Here is a 22,471-nt window from a genome sequence, read left to right on the forward strand (position 1 = left end):
TCCGCTGCTCCAAGCGCTCGCGACCGACGGTGTACCACCACGCTAGTCCTTGCGCAGGATCTCCAGGCCCGGATCGAACTCGTCCCCCGTCACCAGGAAGAGCTCGAGGGCGCCGGTGGTCCCGGCGATCGCCCAGCCGCCACCGCCCGGGCAGCCCTCGACGTGGACGTCGACCCCGGCCCTTCGGCCGTCGTCGGCGGGCCGGAACGTCCAGGTCCCGGTGCCGGTGCACGCGGGCGTCTGCCCGCCCGGCTCCTCCCCCTGGGGCACCTGGTGCAGTACGGCCCGGCCGCCCGGTTCCAGCCGCAGGACGGCCGGGCCCGCGTGGGCGTCCCGCCAGACGCCCACGTACTGCTCGGCCGACAGCCGGGGAGGCCGATAGGCGTGCGCGTACACCGCCCCGGCCGCCGCAAGGGCGATCGCGAGCACTCCCCCGAGCATCGCCCCGCTGATCCGCAGGACGGCCCAGCCGTCGCCACGCGGTTCGCGGTACGAGGCGCAGGCCACCGCCAGCACCGGCAGGAGCCCGCCGACGGCGATCCACGCCCACGCCATGAGCCGGCCCTTCTCGCTCACGCCGGCGAGCGGGATCGCGTAGAGGGCCGCCGTGCCGGTGAGGAGCGCGATACGGCAGAGCCAGTACACGATCCGTGCGAAGCGACCGGCCAGGTAGGCCGCGAGGCGGGCCACCGCGACGGTCAGCGCGCTGTCGAGGCAGAGGTGGACGAGGCCGACCAGCAGACCCACGGGAATGGCCACCAGGAGCGCGATCAGGCCGATCCCGGCGGCGACGCCTCCGGCGGTCACGCCGTACGGCGGCGCGTCCGCCATCACGGAGGCCGCGACGACGGCCGCCACAAACAGCTATCCCGCGACGCTCAGCACGCTGCTCATGACGGCCCAGTCGTCCCGGAATCTCGCCATTCGCCCCCACCCCACCCGGTAATTGAACGCGTTCAATACCTACCCGACGTCACCGTACACGCCCACCGGCCGACCACCCCGCACCCCTTTCCATCTGACGAACCGTCAGCTTCAATGGAAGGGTGATGGGACACGCCGGGATGGCGGCCACCGCCGTCCGCTACCTCAGTTCGGTCGGTGCGCCGACGGCCCACGCGCGCGTGGAGGCCCTCCCGCGCCCCGATCTGCGGGCGGTACGGGAGGACGAACGGCCGCCGGTCGACCCGGCCGAGTTCCGACGCGTCCTCGGGAACTTCGCGAGCGGGGTCACGGTGATCACCGCGTACGACGAGGAGGGGCCGGCCGGGTTCGCCTGCCAGTCCTTCGCGTCGCTGTCGCTCGACCCGCCGCTCGTCGCGTTCATGGTCGCCCGTACATCGACGACCTGGCCGAGGATCGCCCGGGCCGGGGTGTTCTGCGTGAACGTCCTGGGGGCCGACCAGGGCGCGATGTGCCTGGGGTTCGCGGTGAGCGGGGCGGACAAGTTCGCAGGAGTGGACCACGGGCCCGCCCCCGTCACCGGCTCGCCCCGGCTGGCCGGAGTGCCCGCGTGGATCGACTGCGCGATCCAGGCCGTGCACACGGGCGGCGACCATCTGATCGTGGTGGGACGGGTGGAGGCCCTGGGCGCCGAGGACGACGGCGAACCGCTGCTCTTCCACCGGGGACGGTTCGGCCGCTTCAGCGCCTGAACCCACGCGCGGTTCGGCCGCTTCAGCGCCTAGCCCGCCCCCTAGCCCGTACCGCTACGCCGCTCAGCGCGTCAGGACGAAGAACTGCGGCGAGTCCGGGTCCCCAACCTCGTAGACCAGCTTGGGGTCCGCCTCCGTGCCGCTCACCCGCCACGCACCGAACCAGCACTTCCCGATCGAGACGGTGAGCTTCTGGTTCCAGGTGTCCTTGGCGGGCTCGTAGCGCCAGGTGCCCTCGCCCACGCATCCCTCGTGGCGGGTGTCGCCGCGCCAGGTGTCCTGGGGCGCCCCGGCCGCCCGCGCGGTGCCGTCCTTCTCCAGGCGCAGGGTGCCCTTGCCGTTGTTGGTCCAGGTGCCCGTCACCCCGATCTGGCCGAGGTGCGGGGGACGGTAGGCCTCGACGAGGCCGGTGGCGTACACCGCCGTGCCGAGGGCGAAGATCAGGGCCGAGACCAGCGCGCCGCCGCCGTACACCCGCCCCTGCCACTTCGGCCTGAGGCCCTGCGCCAGCTGACCGCCCGCGAGATGGGCGACCAGGGCCGCCACGGACTGGACGAGTGTCAACAGCAGCCAGCCGGCGACCACCTCCCCGAGCGTGAACCTGAACATCGCGTACACGGCGGCCGCCGGCACGGCGGCGGCGACGGCGGCCGGCACCAGCAGCCACCACCACACCTCACGGCCCGTGAAGCGTCGCCCGAGCCACTCGCCGGCCACGGTCACCAGCAGCGTGACGAGCGCGCCGACGGCCGCGAACGGCAGCCCGAAGCAGGCGATGGCGGGAATCTGCACCAGGAAGATGGGCGGATCTTCCGGCCGCCGGTAGGCCTCCTCGTCGAGTCCCGTGAAGGCCAGCACCTCGGCGACCAGCACGGCCCCGACCAACAGCACCGACATCGCCAGCAGAAACGGCGCCGAGCTCGCGCGCCGTGCCTTCGTCCCCGTCATCCCGATCACCCCTCCCACCAGCGATCTTCCCCCTGGCGGAACGGGCGTCCGACACCGCCCCCCGTTACGCCACCGCCGCCGACCGCCGGCGGATCACCAGCGCCATCAGCGCCGCCGCCGCGCACAGCGCCCCGGAGGCGTACCAGACGACGTTGTACGAGCCGAAGAGGTCCCGCGCCACACCGCCCGCGAAGGCGACCACCGCCGCACCGACCTGGTGGGAGGCGAGGACCCAGCCGAAGACGATCGCCGAGTCGTCGCCGTAGTGCTCCCGGCACAGGGCGATCGTCGGCGGGACCGTCGCCACCCAGTCCAGGCCGTAGAAGACGATGAAGAAGACCATCGGCGGGTGGACGCTCGGCGCGAGCAGCATCGGCAGGAAGAGCAGGGAGATCCCGCGCAGCGCGTAGTAGACCGCGAGCAGCCGCCGGGCCTCGAAGCGGTCGGTGAACCAGCCGGAGGCGATCGTGCCGATGACGTCGAAGACGCCGATGACCGCGAGCAGCGAGGCCGCCGCCGTGATGGGCATGCCGTGGTCGTGGGCGGCCGGCACGAAGTGGGTCTGGATCAGGCCGTTGGTGGAGGCGCCGCAGATCGCGAAGGTGCCGGCGAGCAGCCAGAACGGACCGGTGCGGGCGGCCTGGAACAGGACGGTGACGGCCCGTCGGGCCGCGCCGGTGACGGGCTGCGGCTTGGGTACGAACTCCTTGGCGCCGTACGGCGCGAGGCCCACGTCGGCCGGGTGGTCGCGCAGCAGCAGCCAGACGAAGGGGACGACGGCGAGCGCGGACAGGGCGACCGTGACAGAGGCGGGCCGCCAGCCGTGGTTCGCCACGATCCATGAGAGCAGCGGCAGGAAGACGAGCTGACCGGAGGCGCCGGCGGCGGTCAGGATGCCGGTGACCAGACCGCGCCGTTCGGCGAACCAGCGGTTGGTGACGGTCGCCGTGAACGCCAGCGCCATCGAGCCGGTGCCGAGGCCGACGAGCAGACCCCAGTAGGTGATCAGCTGCCAGGAGGAGGTCATGAAGACGGAGAGCCCGGAGCCGACCGCGATGACCGTCAGGGCGACGGCGACGACCCTGCGGATGCCGAAGCGGTCCATCAGGGCGGCGGCGAACGGCGCCGTCAGACCGTACAGCGCGAGGTTCACCGAGACGGCGAACCCGATCGTGCCGCGTGACCAGCCGAACTCGCCGTGCAGGGGGTCGATGAGCAGACCCGGCAGGGAACGGAAGGCGGCCGCTCCGATGATCGTGACGAAAGCGACGGCGGCGACGAACCAGGCGCGGTGGACACGGGAGGCGCGCGGGGCCGGCCGGCCGGCCGAGGAAGCCGGGGAAGACGGGGAGGACGGCGGATCGGTACGGGAGTCGGTTGTCTGGGTCACGACAGACAGCTTCGGGCCGGCGGCCGATCACGACCACTGGCCCGAATGACAGCTTTCGCTAGGATCGGGCCATGGCCGGACCTCGCAAGCACCGCCCCCACCGCCCGCACCGCATCGCGGTCCTCGCCCTCACCGGACTGCTCCCGTTCGAGCTCGGCATCCCCCACCGCATCTTCGGCCGCGCCAAGGACGCCGCGGGCCGCCGCTTGTACGAGATCGTCACCTGCGCGCCCACCGCCGGACCGGTCCGTACGGACGCCGACTTCGCCATCCAGGTCGAGCACGGCCCGGAGGCCCTGGCCACGGCGGACACGGTCATCGTCCCCGCCTCGTACGAACTGGGGCCGGTGTACGAGGAGGGGCGGCTGACCGCCCCGCTGGCGGCGGCGCTGGCCCGCATCCGGCCGGGCACGCGCCTGGTCTCCATCTGCACCGGCGGGTACGTCCTCGCCGCTGCGGGCTACCTCGACGGGCGGCGGGCCACCACCCACTGGGCGGCGGCCGAGCACTTCCAGCGGCTGTTCCCGGCCGTCGAGGTCGACGCGGACGTGCTGTTCATCGACGACGGCGACGTCCTCACCTCGGCGGGCGTCGCCGCCGGGATCGACCTGTGCCTGCACATCGTGCGCCGCGACCACGGCTCCGCCGTCGCCAACGAGGTCGCCCGCCGGACCGTCGTACCCCCGCACCGCGACGGCGGCCAGGCCCAGTACATCGAGCGGCCGATCCCCGAGCCGGGCACCCACACCACCACCACCGCGCGCGCCTGGGCCCTCGCGCATCTGCACGAGCCGATCCAGCTGCGCGATCTGGCCGAGCAGGAGGCGATGAGCGTACGGACCTTCACGCGCCGCTTCCGCGAGGAGGTGGGCGTGAGCCCCGGGCAGTGGCTGACCGCCCAGCGGGTCGAACGGGCCCGGCATCTGCTGGAGTCCAGCGACCTCTCGATCGACCAGGTCGCGCAGGACGCCGGCTTCGGCACGGCCCAGTCGATGCGCCAGCACCTACAGGCTGCGCTCGGCGTCCCGCCGACGGTCTACCGCCGCACCTTCCGCAGCGGGGGTCTTCGAGGCGGCACTGTCCGCGGCGGGGTCGGAACCGGCGCCCCGCACGGGTGACATGCGGCGCTCCCCCACCGCCCCGATCAGCGCCAGGAGCAAGGTGAGTCCCACGCCGACCAGGATCGCCGTGGACGGTGCCACGACGCGCAGCAGACCGCCCGCGAGAGAGCCGGTGGCCGCGTAACCGGCGCCGACGGCCGCGTACATCACCGAGTACCCGGCGGCCAGCGCGCTCGAGGGGAGCGTCTCGCGGAGCGACAGGTTCCGGGCCAGGCTCGAGGGTGCCTGGAGCAGTCCGGCGGCGACCAGCGCGGCGCCCATGACGGCCGTCCACGGCAGTACGGCGACGAGCGTGACGCCCGCGGAGACACCGAGGAGCAGCACCAGGCTCTGCGTGGGCAGCCGGCCCGGCCAGCTGCGCAGCCCGTACACGAACGCGCCCACCGCCGAGGCGATCGAGAACCCGGCGAGGAGCGGTCCCGCCCAGCCGATGCCGATGGACCGCTGTTCCAGGAGCGCGGGCAGGATCAGTTCGGTCAGCGCCAGCAGGGACAGGCTCGCCGCGCCGGTCACGTACAGCGGCCAGGCGCGGGCGAGTAGGCGGCCCATCGACTGCCCGTTCAGGTCGTCCGCGCCCGTCTGCCAGCCCGCGGGCAGCGCCCACAGGCCGGCGACGGAGACCGCCATCATGGCGCCGGCGAGGAGCAGCGGCGCGTACGGGGCCGCGCCGAGCGCGAGGCTCGTGGCGATCGCGGGCGCGGCCGCCCAGATGACGAAGGTGAGCACCGACTCCAGGCTCAGCGCCTGGGCGACCGCCCGTTCGGGGACCATGCCGGTGAGCAGGGCGCGCGTCGCGCCGGGCGCGGAGGCAGGCGCGAACCCGGCGAGGAACGCGCACGCTCCGAGGACGACGGGGTGGGCGCCGGGCAGGACGCCGAGTCCAGTGAAACCGGCCGCACCGGCGGCCAGTCCGACGGCCACATGGGGGCGCGGCCGGTCGGGCCGCAGCCGGGTACCGAGGAGCGGGGCGCCGATGACCTCGCCGATGACGTAGACCGCGGCGAGTACCGCGCCGAGGGTGTAGCCGCCGGGCCGCTCACGGACGAGGAAGACCAGTGCGAGAGGCGCCATGGCGACGGGCATGCGGGCGGCGACGACGACGGCGGCCCAGGTCAGGACGGGCCGGGTGGCCAGCTCTCGGTAGGACATGGCCATGACCGTAGCCTCGTACGGTCATGGCCGCCTCGGAGTTTTCGCGCCGGAAGGCCGCCGGAACGCGTCAGAAGGTGAGCACACCGCGGGCCACCCGGCCCTGGTGGGCGTCGTCCGCCGCCTTCGCGAAATCCTCCACGGGGTACGTCTCGGTCACCAGCTCGTCAAGGAGGAGCCGCCCGTCCCGGTATAGGTCGGCGTAGAGCGCGATGTCCCGCTGGGGGCGCGAACTGCCGTACCGACAGCCCAGGATGGACTTGTCCAGGAACATCGCGGCGGGCGCGAACGACGCCTCGGCGGCCGGCGCGGTCATGCCGAGCAGGATCGCCTGCCCGTGCCGGTCGAGGAGGTCGACGGCCTCCCGGACCAGGCCGGTGTGGCCCACGCACTCGAAGACGTGGTCGGCGCCGGTCGGCAGGATCTCCCGTACGGCCTTGGTGGACGGCAGGAAGTGCGTGGCGCCGAACCGCCGGGCCGTCTCCTCCTTCGCCGGGTTCGTGTCGACGGCGACGACGGTGGAGGCCGCGGCGATCCTGGCCCCCTGGAGGACGTTGAGGCCGATCCCGCCGGTGCCGATGACGACGACGGTGTCGCCGCGGTCGACCTTCGCCCGGTTCAGTACGGCTCCGACGCCGGTGAGGACGCCGCAGCCGATCAGCGCGGCGGAGGTGAGCGGGATGTCGTCGGGGATCTTCACGGCCTGGACGGCCTTGACGACGGTCCGCTCGGCGAACGCGGAGTTGGACGCGAACTGGTGGAGCAGGCGTCCGGCGCGGCTGAAGGGCCGGCGGGGCATCCCGATCGCCTTGCGGCACATCGTGGGCCGGCCGCGGTCGCAGTCCGCGCACGCCCCGCAGTTGGCGAGGGTGGACAGCGCCACGTGGTCGCCGGGCGCGACATGGGTGACGCCCGGCCCGACCGCCGCGACCACGCCGGCGCCCTCGTGGCCGAGGACGACCGGCGCGGGGAAGGGGATCGTCCCGTTGATCACCGACAGGTCGCTGTGGCACAGTCCGGCCGCGGCGATCTCGACCAGGACCTCGCCGGGGCCCGGATCGCCTACCTCCAGGTCGTCGACGACCTGGACCTGGGTCCCGTCGAACACGACGCCTCTCATCGCGGCTCCTTCGGTAGGCCGAGTATCCGCTCGGCGATGACGGTGCGCTGGATCTCGTCCGAGCCGCCGTAGATGGTGTCGGCCCGGCTGAACAGGAACAGCCGTTGCAGCTCGTCGAGTTCGTACGACTCCGACCACGGGCCGGGCCCGGCGGTGCCGCCGGCTCCCTTCACCTGCATGGCCAGCTCGCCGAGGCGCTGGTGCCAGCGGCCCCACAGCAGCTTGGCCACGTTCGGCGCGCCGTCGGGTCCCGGGCCGTCGGGGGCGGCGGCGCCGAGGGTGCGCAGGGCGTTCCAGCGCATGGTGCGCAGTTCGGCCCACTGGCGGACAAGGCGGTCCTTGAGCACGGGGTCGTGGACGGCGCCGCTGTCGACGGCGAGCCGGACGACCTGGCGGAGCTCCTGTTCGAACCCGATCTGCTGGGCGAGCGTGGACACGCCCCGCTCCAGGGCGAGCAGGCCCATGGCGACGGTCCAGCCGTTGCCCTCGCCGCCGACGAGGTCCTGGGCCTGGGCGAGGGCGCCGTCGAAGAAGACCTCGTTGAACTCGCTGGTGCCGGACATCTGGCGGATGGGGCGTACGTCGATCCGGCCCGGCTGGTCCATGGGGACGAGGAGGAAGGAGAGGCCGTGGTGGCGCCGGGAGCCTTCCTCGGTCCGTGCGAGGACGAAGCACCAGTCGGCGTCGAGGGCGAGGGAGGTCCAAATCTTCTGCCCGGTGACGCGGTAGGCCCCGGCCCCGTCCCGTACGGCCCTGGTCCGCAGGGCAGCGAGGTCCGATCCGGCGCCGGGCTCGCTGTACCCCTGGCACCAGAGCGTCTCGCCGCGGGCGACGCCGGGCAGGAAGCGGTCCTGCTGCTCCCGGGTGCCGTGGGCGAGGAGGGTCGGCGCGAGGAGGTTCTCGCCGATGTGGCCGAGGCGGGCGGGGGCGGCGGCGCGGGCGTACTCCTCGGCCCAGACGACCTGCTGGGTGAGACTGGCCCGCCGGTTCCCGTACCCCTCGACTCCCCACCCGATCCCGATCCACCCGCCCGCCCCGAGCTCCCGCTCCCAGCAGCGGGGATCGTCCCCCGGCGGGTGCGCCCGCAGCCACGCGCGAGCCTCCTCCCGAAAGCCGTGCTCGTCACTCCCGAACCCGAAGTCCACGTGCGCCTCCTGTAGTGGGGCGGTTGATTCCCCCGTCCCCTCAGCCGTTCGGCCGCGCGCCATCCGCCGCCGCCCTGGCCATTTCCTCCAGGCGGGAGAGCATCGGCATCGGGTCCACCCCCACCGTCCCCGGGAGGAAGTCCGCGATGCGTTCGGGGGTCCAGGGGGCCTCGCCGTAGGCGGCGCGGAGTTCCCTCGGCTGGGACCAGACCGCGATCTTGGGGCCGGCGATCGTGTAGACCTGGCCCGTGATGCGTTCGGCGTGGGCGCGGTCCGAGAGGAGGTAGACGACGAGGGCGGCGACGTCCTCCGGGTCGCCGATCTCCTTCAGTTCCATGGGGACGTTCGCGGACATCCGGGTGCGGGCGACCGGCGCGACCGCGTTCGCCGTGACGCCGTACTTGTGGAGGCCGAGGGCCGCCGAGCGGACCAGGGAGATGATGCCGCCCTTGGCCGCCGAGTAGTTCGCCTGGGACACGGAGCCCTGGTGGTTGCCGCTGGTGAAGCCGATCAGCGTGCCCGAGCCCTGTGTGCGCATCACCGCCGAGGCCGCCCGGAAGACCGTGAACGTGCCCTTCAGGTGCGTCGCGACGACCGGGTCCCACTCCTCCTCGGACATGTTGAAGAGCATCCGTTCCCGCAGGATGCCCGCCACGCACACGACCCCGTCGATCCGCCCGTACCGCTCCAGCGCCTCGTCGACGACCCGCTGCCCGCCCGCCATCGTGGAGATGTCGTCGGCGACCGCGACCGCCGCCCCGCCCGCCGCCTCGATCTCCTTGACGACGCCGAGCGCCACCTCCGACGTCGGCTCGCCGCCCTCGATCGAGACGCCGTAGTCGTTGACGACGACCTTCGCGCCCTCGGCGGCGCAGGCGAGCGCGACGGCCCGGCCGATGCCCCGCCCCGCGCCGGTGACGGCGACGACCTTGCCTGCCAAGAAGTTCCCCACGCCCGGCCCCTTCCCGGAGTTTCTGACGGACCGTTAGATTTTATGGGCCCTCGGACACCCCAGCACAAGACCCAGGAGACCGGATGTCACTTCCCGCCGCGTTCCACGACATCGCCAAGCGCGTCAACAACTGGGGCCGTTGGGGCCAGGAGGACGAGCGGGGCACGCTCAACCTGGTCACCGACGACGTGGTCAGGGCTGCGGCCGCCACCGTCCGCAGCGGCCTGCGGGTCCCCCTCGCGCTCCCGCTGACCCAGGACGGGGTGCAGACCGGGATGATCCCGGGCCGGGTCAACCCCCTGCATGTGATGGTGCAGATCAACCAGGAGCTGTTCGGCCCCGGTACGGTCGCCACCAGCGACGACGCCGTCACCTTCGGGCTCCAGGCGGCCACCCACTGGGACGCGCTCACCCATGTCTCGCACTCGGGGAAGATCTACAACGGCCGCCCGGCCGACTCGATCACCCCGCACGGCCGCAGCGCGTTCAGCGGCATCGACAAGGCCCGGCACGTCGTCTCGCGCGGTGTGCTCCTCGACGTGGCCGCCGCCAAGGGGCTCGACCGGCTGCCCGGGGACCATGCCGTCACACCCGAAGATCTGGACGAGGCCGCGGAGTTCGGCCGGGTCTCGGTCCGGGCCGGGGACATCGTGCTCGTACGGACGGGGCAGGTGCGGCAGTATCTGGCCGGGGACAAGCACGCGTACGCGTTCCCCTCCCCCGGGCTGTCGATCCGGACGCCCGAGTGGTTCCACGCGCGCGATGTGGCCGCCGTCGCCAACGACACCCTGACCTTCGAGATCTTCCCGCCGGAGATCGAGAACCTCTGGCTGCCCGTGCACGCCCTCGATCTCGTGGAGATGGGGATGCTCCAGGGGCAGAACTGGAATCTCGAAGAGCTGTCCACAGCCTGTGCACAGGAGGGCCGGTACGCCTTCCTGCTCTCGGCGATGCCCGAGCCGTTCGTGGGCGGTACGGGCACGCCCGTCGCCCCGGTCGCGATCCTCTGAGCCCCCACGGCGACTTCTCACGGGTGGCGGCACGCGCATGCGCACCCCGAGCACGGCACGGCGGCCGCCACCCCGCCGCGACCCGCACTCGTCGAGGGCGAAGCCCTCGTCGTCCCCTCGCAACGAATCGCTCACCCAAGGGTGATCAACCGGACACGGCCCGTCAACCGTTGGTCGGGGATTTCGCCGTTACGCGTGATGTGTGACGGCGCACGAGGGCTCGTACGCGCCCGGCTCGCGCACCCGTGCGGTCACCACGGGCGCGCCCCGGTCGACCTCGCACCAGATGCTCTTGCCGGTGCCTTCGGCCTGCCAGCCCCACCGGTCGGCGAGACCGTCGACCAGCGCGAGGCCCCGCCCGTTGGTGTCGTCGCCCTCGGCGTGCCGCTGGAGCGGCGGGCGGGCGCTCGCGTCGGCGACCTCGACCCGGACGGTCCCCGCGTCGGGGGCGCCGCCGAAGAGCATCCGCAGCACGGCCGGACAGCCCGTGTGCACCACCGCGTTGGTGACGAGTTCGGAGATGAGCAGCACCAGCGTCTCGGCCAGCGGCTCGTCATCCCCTATGCCTGAACCGGCGAGCCTCGAACGCGCCCATCGACGAGCTCGTCCCACCTCTGCCGGGTCTGGCCCGACCTCCAACTGAACCTGAAGCACCTGCACCGCTCACACCATCCGAACCGGCGGACACATCGCCTCGCGCCTCACAGCCATCACGGAATGTGATTTCCTTGTGAGACAGCATGGTTGACGTACAGTCACCGCAACAAGCGCTTCGGGCATATTCCAGCGCGAAGGAGTACTTGTGGTCCATACTGTGCGACGCACGTTGCGGGGAGTCGAACAGGAGGGCGCACGGCGCCTTCCGTTGGGGCGAGCGGCGGGCACTCCCGCGTCCGGGGCCGCCGCAGGGGCAACACCGGGAGCACCGGGCCTCCGAACCACTCGCATCCCCGGAGCGTACCCGAGCCCGGCCCCGACTCCGGCCTGTGACGACCCCGCTTAGGACACAACCCGATATCGACCGCCGGTGACCGCGCGTCACCCTTCGGGGTGTTCGCGGTCCCCCGTCAGGGGGTCTCCAGGAGCGCCGCCGCCGCGATCTCCTCGGCGCGTGCCGCGGGCAGCCACCGCTCGGCGCGCAGCCAGGCCCGTTTGAGGTGCAGATGCACATCGGCCTCCCAGGTGAACCCCATGCCGCCGTGCACCTGCAGACAGTTCCTGGCCCCGCGGACCGCCGCCTCGTCGGCGAGGAGCTTGGCCGCGGCGATGTCGACGGTGTCCTCGGTCACGGCCGCGGCGTACACGGCGGCCCGGGCGACCTCGACCCGTACGAGCATCCCCGCGCAGAGCTGTTTCACGGCCTGGAAGGAGCCGATGGGCCGGCCGAACTGCTCGCGTTCACGGGCATAGGTCACGGCCATGTCGGTGGTGCGGGCGGCGCTGCCGAGCTGTTCGGCGGCGGTGAGCAGGACGCCTGCCGCGGGCGGCCGGGCCGGGCCGCCGGTGTTCGGGAGGCGGTGCAGGGGCGTCAGGGGGTCGACGGAGCGGACGGGTACGGCGCCGGAGACGTCGCCCTGGGCCACGTCCGCCTCGGCCAGCCACTCCACGAGCGGCCCGTCGGCCGCGGTCACGACGGTCTCCCCCTCGGCCGCGCCCGGTACGCTCCCCGCCGCCAGATGGGTCGCCACCAGCGGCCCGGGCAGCAGTGCCCGTCCGGCCTCCTCGAAGAGGAGGACCGCCTCGGGCAGACCGAGCCCGACGCCGCCCTCCTCCTCCGGCAGCCGCAGCGCGAAGAACCCGGCCGCTCCGAGCTCCCGCCACAGGGAAAGGTCCAGGGTGCCGGAGCCGACCGCGGCCCGCAGCGCCTCGCGGTCGAAGCGGCGCGCCAGCAGCTCCCGTACGCCCGTGCGCAGGGCCCGCTGGTCGTCGGTGAGCCGGAAGTCCATCAGCGCCCCCTCGGCAGGCCGAGGATCCGCTCGGCGACGATGTTCTGCTGGATCTGGGAGGTCCCGGCGGCGATGGTGTACGACAGCGAGGAGAGCCGGTCGAGGGTCCACTCCCGGCCGAGGTCCAGCGCGTCGGGGCCGAGGACCTCGGCGGCCGTGTCGTACAGCTCCTGACGGGCGTGCGAGTAGCGGAGCTTGAAGACGGAGCCGCCGGTGCCCGGGACCCCGCCGGTCGCCTGCGCCTCGCTGACGTTCCACTGGGTGAGCCGCCACAGCGCGCGGAACTCTGCGTTCAGCCGGCCGAGGCGGCGGCGCAGCACGTCGTCGTCCCAGCGTCCGTTCTTGCGCGCCACGCGCGCGAGGTCGGCCAGTACGCGGCGGCAGGCGACGACCTCGCCGACGAAGGCGGTGCCCCGCTCGAAGGAGAGGGTGACCATCGTGACGCGCCAGCCGTCGTTCTCCTCGCCGACCCGGTTGGTGACGGGCACGCGGACCTCGTCGAGGAAGACCTCGGCGAACTCGTCCGATCCGGCGAGGGTGCGTAGCGGCCGTACGGTGATGCCGGGGGCGTCCATGGGCAGGGCAAGCCAGGTGATGCCCTGGTGTTTGGGGGCCTGCGGGTCGGTGCGGACGAGCAGTTCGCACCAGTCGGCGACCTCGGCGTGCGAGGTCCAGATCTTCGATCCGGTGACGACGTACGCGTCTCCGTCGCGTACCGCGCGCGTACGCAGGGCGGCGAGGTCGGATCCGGCGCCGGGTTCGCTGAAGCCCTGGCACCACACCTCCTCGCCGCGCAGGACCGGCGGCAGCCAGCGCTCCCGCTGCGCGGGGGTGCCCTCGGCGGCGATGGTGGGGCCGGCGTGCAGCAGTCCGACGAAGTTGGCGCCGACGTAGGGCGCCCCGGCGAGCTCGGTCTCCTCCAGGAAGATCAACCGCTGGGTGGGGGGCGCGTCCCAGTGGACCTCGCCGTATCCGGCGTCGTACAGCATGCGCTGCCAGGTGGTGTCGTAGGCGCGGCGGGCGGGCCAGTCGAGCGGATCGGGCCTGGGGGGCAGGGCGGGCAGCGCGCCGCGCAGCCAGGCTCTCAGGCGGGCCCGGAAGGCCTCCTCCTCGGGCGTGTACGCGAGGTCCATCAGACGAGGTCCAGGCCAAGCATCCGGATGGCGTTGCCCCGCATGAGCTTGTACACGGTCTCGTCGTCGAGGCCCTTCACATGGTCGAGGGCGACCTCCTTGGTGTGCGGGAAGGTCGAGTCGACGTGGGGGTAGTCGGTCTCGAAGGTGGCGTTGTCGCGGCCGACGACGTCCAGCGAGGCGATGCCGTGTTTGTCGCGGAAGAAGCAGCAGAAGATCTGGCGGTAGTAGTACGTCGAGGGCGGCTCGGGGATCAGGTCGCGGACGCCGCCCCAGGCGCGGTGCTCCTCCCAGACGTCGTCGGCGCGTTCGAGGGCGTAGGGGATCCAGCCCATCTGGCCCTCGCTGTAGGCGAGCTTCAGGCTCGGGAACTTCACCAGGACGCCGGAGAAGAGGAAGTCCATCATCGAGGCCATCGCGTTGTTGAAGGACAGCGAGGCCTGGACGGCGGGCGGGGCGTCGGGGGAGGCGGCGGGCATCTGGGAGGAGGACCCGATGTGCATGTTGACGACCGTGCCGGTCTCCTGACAGACGGCGAAGAACGGGTCCCAGTACCCGGAGTGGATGGACGGCAGTCCGAGGTGGGTGGGGATCTCCGAGAAGGTCACGGCCTTCACGCCACGGGCGGCGTTGCGGCGGATCTCGGCGACGGCCAGGTCGATGTCCCACAGCGGGATGATGCAGAGCGGGATGAGCCGGCCGCCGCTGTCGCCGCACCACTCCTCGACCATCCAGTCGTTGTAGGCGCGGACGCAGGCGAGGGCGACCTCCTTGTCGTGGGCCTCGGCGAAGGTCTGGCCGCAGAAGCGGGGGAAGGTGGGGAAGCACAGGGAGGCCTCGACGTGGTTGAGGTCCATGTCCTTGAGCCGCTCGGCGGGGTCCCAGCAGCCGGGGCGCATCTCCGCGCGCGTGATGCCTTCCAGGGTCATGTCGTCGCGGTCGAAGCCGACGGCGGCGATGTTGCGCTTGTACGGGAAGTGCAGGTCCTCGTAGATCCACCAGTCGGCCGGGGGCCCGGCGGGGTCCATGGTGATCCGGTACTTCCCGCCGACGTAGGCGAGCTCCCCGATGCCGGTGGTGAGCGGCTTGGGGCCGCGGTCGCGGTACTTCGCGGGGAGCCAGGTCTCGAAGAGGTGGGCCGGCTCGATCACGTGGTCGTCGACGCTGATGATCCGCGGCAGTTCGGTCATGAGTCCCCTCCGGAGGCTCCGAATCTGATGACCCGTCAGAAAGCAGGCTAGCCCCGCACCTCTGGACCGACAAGGAGCGGCGGCCTACGCTCTGCGCGTCATCTGACTGACCGTCAGTTCCGTTCGGCTACGAGGGGACCCGCCGTGACCGACACCGCACACGCCCTGGGCGCCTCCCGCACGCTCTGGGAGCTCGTCGAACGCCGCGCCACCCTCACCCCCGACCGGCCCGTCCTCCTCCAGGACGACCGCGTGCTCACCTTCGGTGAGCTGCGGCAGCGGTCCGAACGGGTCGCCGCCGGCCTGCACAGACTCGGCGTACGGCCCGGCACGGTCGTCGCCTGGCAGCTGCCCACCCGCATCGAGACGGCACTGCTGTCCTTCGCCCTGGCCCGGATCGGCGCCGTCCAGTCACCCGTCATCCCGTTCTACCGGGACCGCGAGGTCGGCTTCGCGCTACGCGCCTCCCAGGCCGAGTTCTTCGCCGTCCCCGGCGAGTGGCGCGGCTTCGACCACACCGCCATGGCCCGCCGCCTCGGCGCGCGCGGAGTCTTCGAGGCGTACGGCACCCTGCCCGACGGCGACCCGGCCGTCCTGCCCCCGCCGCCCGCCGAGGGCACCTCCGTCCGCTGGATCTACTGGACCTCCGGCACGACCTCCGACCCCAAGGGCGTGCTGCACACCGACCGTTCCCTGATCGCGGGCGGCTCCTGCCTCGCGCACGCCCTGCGGCTCTCCCCCGACGACGTCGGCTCAATGGCCTTCCCGTACGCCCACATCGCCGGGCCCGACTACACCGTCATGCTGCTGCTCTACGGCTTCCCGGCCGTCATGTTCGAGCAGTTCGCCCTGCCCGAGGCGCTGGAGACGTACCGCAGGCACGGCGTCACGGTGGCCGGCGGCTCCACCGCCTTCTACGCGATGTTCCTCGCCGAACAGCGCGCCCGGCCCGGCGAGAAGATCATCCCCACCCTGCGCCTGCTGGCCGGCGGCGGCGCCCCGAAGCCGCCGGAGCTGTACCACTCCGTGGTACGGGAGATGGGCTGCCAGCTCACCCACGGCTACGGCATGACCGAGGTCCCGATGATCACCATGGGGGACCCGGACGACACCCCGGAGAACCTCGCCACCACCGAGGGCCGGCCGCCGCAGGGGATGGAGATACGGATCGTCGACGGAGAGGTACGGCTGCGGGGCGAGGCGGTCTGCCAGGGATACCTCGACCCGGCCCAGACCGCGGAGGCCTTCGACGAGGACGGCTTCCTCATCACCGGCGACGTCGGCCACCTCACCGACAGCGGCCACCTCGTCCTCACCGGACGGATCAAGGACATCATCATCCGCAAGGGCGAGAACATCTCGGCCAAGGAGATCGAGGACATGCTCCACCGCCACCCCGCCGTCGGCGACGTGGCGGTGATCGGCCTGCCCGACGCCGCCCGCGGTGAACGGGTCTGCGCCGTCGTCGAACAGCCCGCGGACGCGCCCGCCCTCACCCTCCCGGACCTCACCGCCTACCTGCGCGCCGAGGGGCTCTCCGTCCACAAACTCCCCGAACAGCTGGAGATCGTGGACGCGCTGCCGCGCAACGACACCCTGCGCAAGGTCCTCAAGTACAAGCTGCGTGAACGCTTCTCGGTGCCCGGCTGAGACCGGCCTACGCGTCGGGCAGCGGGGTCACGTAGTACGCGGCGAAGGCGGACAGCACCTCCTCCTCGGTGATCCGGCCGTCGCCGTCACCGTCCAGCGCGGCCGCCACGCGCGGTGCGATCGGCTCGGCCACACCGAGCGCGGTCAGCGCCCGCTCGGCGGAGGCGAGGGTCAGCCCGCTGCCGCCCTCCGCCGCCACGTCGATGACCGCGTGCAGGAACGGGCGGGCGATCTCCGCGAACTTCTGCGGCTGGTCCCGCAGCCGCTTCACGGCTCCCGTGACGAACTCCGCGCGGTTGACCTTCTGGTCGCCGTCGACGTCCGCGATCCCGGCCATGCCCTGCCAGAACGCCTCCGCGCCGCTGTACAGCGCCTGCCCCTTGGCCGACCGGGCGGCGATGCCGAAGGCCGCGAGCACGGCGGCGGCCGCGGCGTTGAAGTCCTGACGGTCGATCCAGCCGTTGTGGTCCTGGTCGAAGGTGGCGAACCGGCGGGCGATCCTGCGCTCGTACTCCTCGCTGTCCATGGCGGGAGCGTACGGCGTCGGGACCGGATCGCGCGCCCGTTGGGCGCGCCTTTCACGCGAGGGCGTCACGCGGACAGGCGCTGCGGCTGCCGGCTCGTCGCGCTGGCCACATCGGGATACACCTCGAAGAGCCGGCGCACCCCGAGGGCGGCGAGGACCCTGTTGACGTGCGATCCGTCCACCGCGCCCTGCGCGGGCAGGATCAGCCGCAGCCTGCCCCGGCACGAACGCATCAGGCGGCGCGAGGCGACCAGCACCCCGACCCCGCTGGAGTCGCAGAACTGCACACCGGAGAGATCGAGCACGAGGTCGTGGCGGCCGCCGGCGACGGCGTCATGGACGCGCTTGCGGACCAGCGGCGAGGTCACCAGGTCCAATTCGCCCTCGATGCGCACCACGGTCCAGGCGCCCTGCACGGCTTCGTCGACGTTGAGCGTCACGGGTCCGGACCTTTCTTGGGGGTGGGACCGCACGGGAACCGGAGTCGGTCCTTCCCCACCCGCGTGCCCGGTCGGCCCCCGCCGAAACCCCGTTCGCCAGGAGTGACGATTTCCTTACCATCGCCCTTCCCGGAAGGGCGTACTTGTCGTAAAGGGGCGTGCTCTGTCAGTGACGGGGACTACATTCGAAGGGAGTCGGATGCAGTCGGGTCGGGAGGGGCCAGGAGGGCATCGCATGGCGAAGGACACACCACCGCGCTGGGACCGCAGGATGCAGCAGCGGCTGGCGCGGGGTGAGGCGGCCGCGCTCGGCGAGCTCTACGACCGGTTCGCGTCGCTCGTGCACAGCCTCGCGCACCGCGTCCTCGACGACGACGCGGCAGCCGACCAGGTCACCCGCGAGGTGTTCGGCTACATCTGGGAGAACCCCGACGCATACGACCCGAAGCAGGGGAACATGCGCTCCTGGGTCGCCAAACTCACCCAACGGCAGGCCGTGCACCGCCTGCGCCAGGCGGAGGCGGAGGTGTACGAGGAGACCGGCGAGGGCTCCGCGGAGGAGCTGGAGCAGAAGGTCCGCCGGGCCTCCGTCGCCGCCCGCGCCGACTACATCGTGACGTCGATGCCCGCGCCACTGCGGGCCGCGCTGGAGCTGGCGTATTTCCAGCGCCGCGACTACCGCCAGACCGCGGCCGACCTCGGCGTGACCGAGGACGAGGCGCGGCGGCGCCTGCGGCTGGGGCTCCAGCTGCTGTCGACCGCGAACACCCGCTCCCTGGAGGGCTCCTCGCCGCCCGGATACGGACGGTCACTGTGACCGGCCCGGCCGACGAGCGCGGCCCCGACGACGAGATCCGGGGCGCGCCGCGCATACCGGCACCCAGGCCGGCCGCCGACGACTGGGCGGACCTCTCGGGCACGCCCGGCAAGGAGCCGCAGGTCCCGGAGACCAGCACGGAGCCGGGCAAGGCTCCGGGCACGCCCGCGGTCGCACCGCCCTCGGCCTCACCCGAGGAGCGCGCGCCGGTCGAGCGCGCGCCCGCACACAGCGACCACGCGGCCGAGGTGGCGCCGCGCGTTCCGCACAGCGTCCTCAAGTCACTGCTCGGCGCCTGGGCCCTGTCCGCCTGCTCCGCCGAGGAGACCCGTGCGGTCGAGGAGCATCTGACCGAGTGCGCGCCCTGCGCGGACGAGGCGCTGCGGCTGCGGGACGCCGTGGGCCTGCTCCACTCCGAGCGCGATCTCGACCTCGATCCCCTGCTGCGCTCCCGGGTCCTCGAGAACTGCCTCGGCCGTCGCCCGGCCCGTATCCCGGTGCCCTCCTGGGCCACGCCGTACGACTCCGAGACCGCCCGGCTCGACGCGCTGCTGCGCGACATCGGCGACGCGGAGTGGCATGCGCCGGTGCGGCTCAAATGGTTCGAGGGCGAGCGGCAGGTGAGCCGCCGCACGACCGTCGCCGGGGTGATGGGGCACCTGCTGACCGTGGACGGGATGGTCGCGACCGCGCTCGGCCTCGACGACCCGCTGGGCGCGGGGCCGGCGTCTTCGGCCCCGGCGTCGTACGCCCCGCGGTCACCGGCCGAGCGCACCGAGGCGTACTGGAAGGACGCGCACTACCCTCCGACGCGCACGGTCCGCTCGCCGTGGCGGGACCAGAGCCACACCCTCATCCGCACGGTCTCCTTCGCGGGCCGCGGGGTCGCCGAACTCTCCGTCTCATACGGCGACTTCGCGCTGCCGCTGCGGGACTCCCTGCTCGACCGGGCCTTCGAGTGCTGGGTGCACGCCGACGACATCGCCAACGCGGTGGACTATCCGTACGACCCGCCCAGCGGCGCGCATCTGCACGGCATGGTCGACCTGGCCGCCCGGCTGCTCCCGGCGGCCCTCGCCGACCGGCGCCGCACAGGTTTGGCCGCCCCGGCCAAACAGCTGGTCACGGCGGGCTCCCCGGGCCGCACGCTCCATCTGGAGGTCGAGGGCTCGGGCGGCGGCCACTGGTACATCTCGCTGGACTCGCCCGCGGCGGTCGGCTCCCCCGACCACACCGTGGCCCAGGTCGCGATGGACGGCGTGGAGTTCTGCCAGCTGGTCGCGGGCCATGTCTCCCCGGAGGAAGCGGCGGCCGGCCAGGACGGGGACCGGGAGGCGATCAGGGACGTCCTGTTCGCGGCGGCGTCACTGAGCCGGATGTAGCCCGGCCCCCCGGCCCGCAGCCTGCGGGCCGGGGCGGCGGTGGCTCAGGTGAAGACGACCGTGCGGCGGCCGTTGAGGAGGATGCGGTGCTCCGCGTGCCACTTCACGGCGCGCGCGAGAGCCTGGCACTCCACGTCACGCCCGATCGCCACGAGCTGGTCGGGGGTGACGTCATGGGCGACGCGCTCGACCTCCTGCTCGATGATCGGGCCCTCGTCGAGGTCGGCCGTCACGTAGTGGGCCGTCGCGCCGATCAGCTTCACGCCGCGTGCGTGGGCCTGGTGGTAGGGCCTGGCGCCCTTGAAGCTCGGCAGGAAGGAGTGGTGGATGTTGATGATCCGGCCGCTCAGCTGCTTGCACAGGTCGTCGGAGAGGACCTGCATGTAGCGGGCGAGGACGACCAGCTCGACGTTCTCCGCGCGGACCAGCTCCAGGAGCTCGGCCTCCGCCTGCGCCTTGGTGTCCTTCGTCACCGGAATGTGGTGGAAGGGGATGTCGTACGAGGCGACGAGCTCGGCGAAGTCGGTGTGGTTGGAGACGACCGCCACGATGTCGACCGGCAGCGCGCCGATCCGGCTGCGGAACAGCAGGTCGTTGAGGCAGTGGCCAAACTTGGACACCATCAGCACGACGCGCATCCGCTCGTCGGCCCGGTGGATCTGCCAGTCCATCTGGAAGGAGTCGCCGACGGCGGCGAAGCTGGCCCGCAGCTTCTCCACGGTCACCGGCGCCTCGGCCGAGAAGTGGACCCGCATGAAGAACAGACCGGTGTTCCGGTCTCCGAACTGCTGACTGTCCTCGATGTTGCATCCCGTGATGAAGAGGTAGCTCGACACGGCGTGCACAATGCCCTGTTTGTCCGGGCTGGAGAGCGTGAGGACGTACTGGTCAGTCATCCCCGCAGGATGCCATATCCGCGCGGACCCGACGGACGCCCGTCCGGCACGCGGACCCCTCGCGGCCGTCAGGCGGACCGGGTCATGATCCGCAGGACGTCCAGCGAGCGCGGCGGCGCGTCCGGGTCGTCCCCGTCGCTCGTCGCCATCCGTACGTGCGCCTCACGGGCGGCCCGTACGGCCTCCGGCCAGCCGTGGTGCTCCATGTACGCGGAGACGGGCGCGTCCGGACCGACCTGGTGCATGATCCGCAGCACCCGCAGCACGGCCACGTCGACCAGGGCGGCCTCGCCGGAGTCGCGGAAGATCGTCCCGACGTACTTCTCCGCGGACCAGCTGTCCAGCCAGGTGTCCTCCACCAGCCGGTAGACGGCGTCGGTGACGTCGCCGTACCCCTCATGGCCCGCCAGCCAGGTCTCCTGGTGGAAGGTGGGGTCGGAAAGCATGTGCAGCGCCGAGCGCACATTGCTGCGCCAGCGCCACCAGGGCATGTCATTGAGCGGCATGCCGCCCATGGTGGAGGAGCGACGGCCGCGACGGGAAGAGTTCACCGAACCTTGCACGTTTCGATCGTACGTTCCCTTGTCGTACGCCCCGCTCGGCCCCCGTAATTCACCGGGGCGTCACCCTGCGTTGAACCGCCCTCACTTCGCCGTTACCCGTGAGGCGGAAATGTGCATGGCCATGACCGGTAGGCGACGCTCCTCCATTCCCCGCCCTTCCAGGACCGTGACCTCGTTGATCGCGTGGACGACGGCAGTGGCGGCCGGGGCCTCCCTGCTCACCGGCTGCGGCGGGCTCCCTGGCACCACGGGGGGTTCCAGGGAGCCCGTCACGGTGATGACCTGGGCCCCCGACGGCACCAAAGCGACCAATATGCCAGGAATGCCCGCCATGGCCCAGGCGTACGCCCGCTGGGTCAACGCCAACGGCGGCATCGACGGCCATGAACTGCGCATCCTCACCTGCAACGAACAGAACACCTCCGCGGGCGCCGCGGCCTGCGCCCGGCGCGCGGTGCAGGAGAAGGTGGCCGCCGTCGTCGGCTCGTACAGCCAGAACGGCCGCGCCTTCATGGCCCCGCTCGAAGTCGCCGGGATCCCGTACATCGGCGGCTACGGCACGACCGACGAGGAGTTCAGCAGCTACCTCTCCTACCCGGTCAACGGCGGCCAGGCCGCGCTGATCGCCGGGCACGGCATGCAGCTGGCCGACCAGTGCCGCCGGGTCTCCCTCGTCCGCCCCGACACGGTCAGCGGCGACAAGATGCCCGACCTCCTCAACTCCGGGCTGAAGAAGGCCAGCCGGCGCACCGCCGTCGACATCAAGGCCGTCGAGGACGCCGGCGAGTACATCGCCCAGGCCGAGCAGGCGCGCAGCGAAGCGGGCAAGAAGCACGGCTGCGTCACCGCCGTCCTCGGCGAGCGGACGCAGAACTTCTTCGACTCCTTCCGCCGGCTCCCCTCCGACGACCGCGAGGTCCGGATCTCGTCCGTGCTCGGCAGCGTCGGCCAGCAGCTGGTGGACCGCACCGGCGGATCGAACAGCGTCTTCGAGGGGGCGTTCGTCACCGGCTGGTACCCGGAGGCGGGCGACCGGCGCTGGGAGCCGATGCGCAAGGTGATCAAGGAGCACGCCTTCGTCGACAACCGCGTCGACCCCGCCGACCCCGGCGTGCAGACCACCTGGATCGCCTACACCGTCCTCAAGAAGGTGATCGAGACCCTGGACACCGACACGGTCACCGCCGCCAAGGTGGCGCGCGCCCTCGACCAGGGCGTCCAGGTCGACACCGGCGGCCTCACCCCGGACCTGCGCTGGCGGTACGAGGACATGCTCGGCGTCCCCGGCCTGCCCCGGCTCGTCAACCACGAGGTGACCTTCCAAGTGGTGCGCCAGGGACGGCTGGTGGCCCAGCGGCCCGGATTCGTCGACGTCGGCGACACCGTACGCAGGGCCCCGTAGCCGGGGAGAACGACGAACGGCCGGCCCCGAGGGGCC

The 22,471-nt window shown here is 72.3% G+C and carries 22 protein-coding genes; 7 read left to right on the forward strand and 15 right to left on the reverse strand.

The window, feature by feature from the left end:
* Nucleotides 1–42 precede the first annotated feature (42 nt).
* Nucleotides 43–858, reverse strand: a complete 816-nt coding sequence (locus ACZ7LT_RS24240) for a hypothetical protein (RefSeq protein ID WP_471238184.1) — start codon at nt 856–858, stop codon at nt 43–45.
* A gap of 206 nt (nt 859–1,064) precedes the next feature.
* On the opposite strand from ACZ7LT_RS24240, the gene ACZ7LT_RS24245 reads away from it, so the two are divergent.
* Nucleotides 1,065–1,655: a flavin reductase family protein gene (locus tag ACZ7LT_RS24245; RefSeq protein ID WP_471238355.1), complete on the forward strand. Its 591-nt coding sequence runs from the start codon at nt 1,065–1,067 to the stop codon at nt 1,653–1,655.
* A gap of 63 nt (nt 1,656–1,718) precedes the next feature.
* On the opposite strand, the gene ACZ7LT_RS24250 is transcribed toward ACZ7LT_RS24245, so the two are convergent.
* Nucleotides 1,719–2,603: a hypothetical protein gene (locus tag ACZ7LT_RS24250; protein WP_471238185.1), complete on the reverse strand. Its 885-nt coding sequence runs from the start codon at nt 2,601–2,603 to the stop codon at nt 1,719–1,721.
* Between the two features lie 64 nt (nt 2,604–2,667).
* A complete protein-coding gene (locus ACZ7LT_RS24255; RefSeq protein WP_471238186.1) occupies nt 2,668–3,993 on the reverse strand; it encodes an MFS transporter in 1,326 nt (441 codons plus the stop codon).
* A 71-nt stretch (nt 3,994–4,064) separates the two neighbouring features.
* Between ACZ7LT_RS24255 and ACZ7LT_RS24260 the strand changes: the two genes are divergently transcribed.
* A complete protein-coding gene (locus tag ACZ7LT_RS24260; protein ID WP_471238187.1) occupies nt 4,065–5,111 on the forward strand; it encodes a GlxA family transcriptional regulator in 1,047 nt (348 codons plus the stop codon).
* On the opposite strand, the gene ACZ7LT_RS24265 is transcribed toward ACZ7LT_RS24260, so the two are convergent.
* The 4 genes from ACZ7LT_RS24265 to ACZ7LT_RS24280 form a co-directional block, all read right to left on the reverse strand.
* Nucleotides 4,998–6,263: an MFS transporter gene (locus ACZ7LT_RS24265; protein WP_471238188.1), complete on the reverse strand. Its 1,266-nt coding sequence runs from the start codon at nt 6,261–6,263 to the stop codon at nt 4,998–5,000. The genes ACZ7LT_RS24260 and ACZ7LT_RS24265 overlap by 114 nt on opposite strands.
* Nucleotides 6,264–6,333: 70 nt before the next feature.
* On the reverse strand, nt 6,334–7,383 hold the full coding sequence (locus tag ACZ7LT_RS24270) for a Zn-dependent alcohol dehydrogenase (protein ID WP_471238189.1): 1,050 nt from the start codon (nt 7,381–7,383) through the stop codon (nt 6,334–6,336).
* Entirely contained in the window at nt 7,380–8,528 is a 1,149-nt protein-coding gene (locus ACZ7LT_RS24275) for an acyl-CoA dehydrogenase family protein (RefSeq protein WP_471238190.1), read from the reverse strand. Before ACZ7LT_RS24275 ends, ACZ7LT_RS24270 begins: the two co-directional genes overlap by 4 nt.
* Before the next feature lie 40 nt (nt 8,529–8,568).
* Nucleotides 8,569–9,480, reverse strand: a complete 912-nt coding sequence (locus ACZ7LT_RS24280; RefSeq protein ID WP_471238191.1) for an SDR family oxidoreductase — start codon at nt 9,478–9,480, stop codon at nt 8,569–8,571.
* Between the two features lie 83 nt (nt 9,481–9,563).
* Between ACZ7LT_RS24280 and ACZ7LT_RS24285 the strand changes: the two genes are divergently transcribed.
* Nucleotides 9,564–10,490 (forward strand): cyclase family protein, encoded by a 927-nt coding sequence (locus ACZ7LT_RS24285; protein WP_471238192.1) that lies wholly within the window; start codon nt 9,564–9,566, stop codon nt 10,488–10,490.
* A gap of 189 nt (nt 10,491–10,679) precedes the next feature.
* On the opposite strand, the gene ACZ7LT_RS24290 is transcribed toward ACZ7LT_RS24285, so the two are convergent.
* From ACZ7LT_RS24290 to ACZ7LT_RS24305, 4 genes are all read right to left on the reverse strand, one after another.
* The gene (locus ACZ7LT_RS24290; protein WP_471238193.1) at nt 10,680–11,150 is read right to left on the reverse strand and encodes an ATP-binding protein; all 471 of its coding nucleotides are present in this window, start codon (nt 11,148–11,150) and stop codon (nt 10,680–10,682) included.
* Nucleotides 11,151–11,557: 407 nt separating this feature from the next.
* On the reverse strand, nt 11,558–12,436 hold the full coding sequence (locus tag ACZ7LT_RS24295) for an acyl-CoA dehydrogenase family protein (protein WP_471238194.1): 879 nt from the start codon (nt 12,434–12,436) through the stop codon (nt 11,558–11,560).
* Nucleotides 12,436–13,569, reverse strand: coding sequence for an acyl-CoA dehydrogenase (locus tag ACZ7LT_RS24300; RefSeq protein WP_471238195.1), 1,134 nt, complete (start codon nt 13,567–13,569; stop codon nt 12,436–12,438). Before ACZ7LT_RS24300 ends, ACZ7LT_RS24295 begins: the two co-directional genes overlap by 1 nt.
* Nucleotides 13,569–14,759: an amidohydrolase family protein gene (locus ACZ7LT_RS24305; RefSeq protein ID WP_471238196.1), complete on the reverse strand. Its 1,191-nt coding sequence runs from the start codon at nt 14,757–14,759 to the stop codon at nt 13,569–13,571. Before ACZ7LT_RS24305 ends, ACZ7LT_RS24300 begins: the two co-directional genes overlap by 1 nt.
* Before the next feature lie 144 nt (nt 14,760–14,903).
* Here ACZ7LT_RS24305 and ACZ7LT_RS24310 point away from each other — a divergent pair, with 144 nt between their 5' ends.
* A complete protein-coding gene (locus ACZ7LT_RS24310; RefSeq protein WP_471238197.1) occupies nt 14,904–16,409 on the forward strand; it encodes a class I adenylate-forming enzyme family protein in 1,506 nt (501 codons plus the stop codon).
* 7 nt (nt 16,410–16,416) lie between these two features.
* Here the strand turns inward: ACZ7LT_RS24310 and ACZ7LT_RS24315 are convergent, their stop codons facing one another.
* Both ACZ7LT_RS24315 and ACZ7LT_RS24320 read right to left on the reverse strand, forming a co-directional pair.
* Nucleotides 16,417–16,935: an EF-hand domain-containing protein gene (locus tag ACZ7LT_RS24315; protein WP_471238198.1), complete on the reverse strand. Its 519-nt coding sequence runs from the start codon at nt 16,933–16,935 to the stop codon at nt 16,417–16,419.
* A gap of 65 nt (nt 16,936–17,000) precedes the next feature.
* Nucleotides 17,001–17,375, reverse strand: coding sequence for an STAS domain-containing protein (locus ACZ7LT_RS24320; RefSeq protein WP_471238199.1), 375 nt, complete (start codon nt 17,373–17,375; stop codon nt 17,001–17,003).
* 235 nt (nt 17,376–17,610) lie between these two features.
* Between ACZ7LT_RS24320 and ACZ7LT_RS24325 the strand changes: the two genes are divergently transcribed.
* Entirely contained in the window at nt 17,611–18,192 is a 582-nt protein-coding gene (locus ACZ7LT_RS24325) for a sigma-70 family RNA polymerase sigma factor (RefSeq protein WP_471238200.1), read from the forward strand.
* Complete coding sequence (locus tag ACZ7LT_RS24330) at nt 18,189–19,574, forward strand: zf-HC2 domain-containing protein (protein WP_471238201.1); 1,386 nt, start codon at nt 18,189–18,191, stop codon at nt 19,572–19,574. Before ACZ7LT_RS24325 ends, ACZ7LT_RS24330 begins: the two co-directional genes overlap by 4 nt.
* A 44-nt stretch (nt 19,575–19,618) precedes the next feature.
* On the opposite strand, the gene purU is transcribed toward ACZ7LT_RS24330, so the two are convergent.
* Together purU and ACZ7LT_RS24340 are read right to left on the reverse strand one after the other, a co-directional pair.
* Complete coding sequence (purU, locus tag ACZ7LT_RS24335; protein WP_019887231.1) at nt 19,619–20,470, reverse strand: formyltetrahydrofolate deformylase; 852 nt, start codon at nt 20,468–20,470, stop codon at nt 19,619–19,621.
* A 68-nt stretch (nt 20,471–20,538) separates the two neighbouring features.
* Nucleotides 20,539–20,985 (reverse strand): SCO4402 family protein, encoded by a 447-nt coding sequence (locus ACZ7LT_RS24340; protein WP_471238356.1) that lies wholly within the window; start codon nt 20,983–20,985, stop codon nt 20,539–20,541.
* 169 nt (nt 20,986–21,154) lie between these two features.
* Here ACZ7LT_RS24340 and ACZ7LT_RS24345 point away from each other — a divergent pair, with 169 nt between their 5' ends.
* A complete protein-coding gene (locus ACZ7LT_RS24345) occupies nt 21,155–22,435 on the forward strand; it encodes an ABC transporter substrate-binding protein (RefSeq protein WP_471238202.1) in 1,281 nt (426 codons plus the stop codon).
* Nucleotides 22,436–22,471: the final 36 nt, after the last annotated feature.

The sequence above is a fragment of the Streptomyces sp. NPDC039465 genome (assembly GCF_055639315.1).

Excerpts from the sequence above, each read along its gene's own strand:
- ACZ7LT_RS24245 (WP_471238355.1), top strand. The coding sequence starts at position 1,065 with ATGGCGGCCACCGCCGTCCGCTACCTCAGTTCGGTCGGTGCGCCGACG.
- ACZ7LT_RS24250 (WP_471238185.1), bottom strand. The coding sequence starts at position 2,603 with ATGACGGGGACGAAGGCACGGCGCGCGAGCTCGGCGCCGTTTCTGCTG.
- ACZ7LT_RS24260 (WP_471238187.1), top strand. The coding sequence starts at position 4,065 with ATGGCCGGACCTCGCAAGCACCGCCCCCACCGCCCGCACCGCATCGCG.
- ACZ7LT_RS24265 (WP_471238188.1), bottom strand. The coding sequence starts at position 6,263 with ATGTCCTACCGAGAGCTGGCCACCCGGCCCGTCCTGACCTGGGCCGCC.
- ACZ7LT_RS24270 (WP_471238189.1), bottom strand. The coding sequence starts at position 7,383 with ATGAGAGGCGTCGTGTTCGACGGGACCCAGGTCCAGGTCGTCGACGAC.
- ACZ7LT_RS24285 (WP_471238192.1), top strand. The coding sequence starts at position 9,564 with ATGTCACTTCCCGCCGCGTTCCACGACATCGCCAAGCGCGTCAACAAC.
- ACZ7LT_RS24295 (WP_471238194.1), bottom strand. The coding sequence starts at position 12,436 with ATGGACTTCCGGCTCACCGACGACCAGCGGGCCCTGCGCACGGGCGTA.
- ACZ7LT_RS24300 (WP_471238195.1), bottom strand. The coding sequence starts at position 13,569 with ATGGACCTCGCGTACACGCCCGAGGAGGAGGCCTTCCGGGCCCGCCTG.
- ACZ7LT_RS24305 (WP_471238196.1), bottom strand. The coding sequence starts at position 14,759 with ATGACCGAACTGCCGCGGATCATCAGCGTCGACGACCACGTGATCGAG.
- ACZ7LT_RS24315 (WP_471238198.1), bottom strand. The coding sequence starts at position 16,935 with ATGGACAGCGAGGAGTACGAGCGCAGGATCGCCCGCCGGTTCGCCACC.
- ACZ7LT_RS24325 (WP_471238200.1), top strand. The coding sequence starts at position 17,611 with ATGGCGAAGGACACACCACCGCGCTGGGACCGCAGGATGCAGCAGCGG.
- purU (WP_019887231.1), bottom strand. The coding sequence starts at position 20,470 with ATGACTGACCAGTACGTCCTCACGCTCTCCAGCCCGGACAAACAGGGC.
- ACZ7LT_RS24340 (WP_471238356.1), bottom strand. The coding sequence starts at position 20,985 with ATGGGCGGCATGCCGCTCAATGACATGCCCTGGTGGCGCTGGCGCAGC.
- ACZ7LT_RS24345 (WP_471238202.1), top strand. The coding sequence starts at position 21,155 with ATGACCGGTAGGCGACGCTCCTCCATTCCCCGCCCTTCCAGGACCGTG.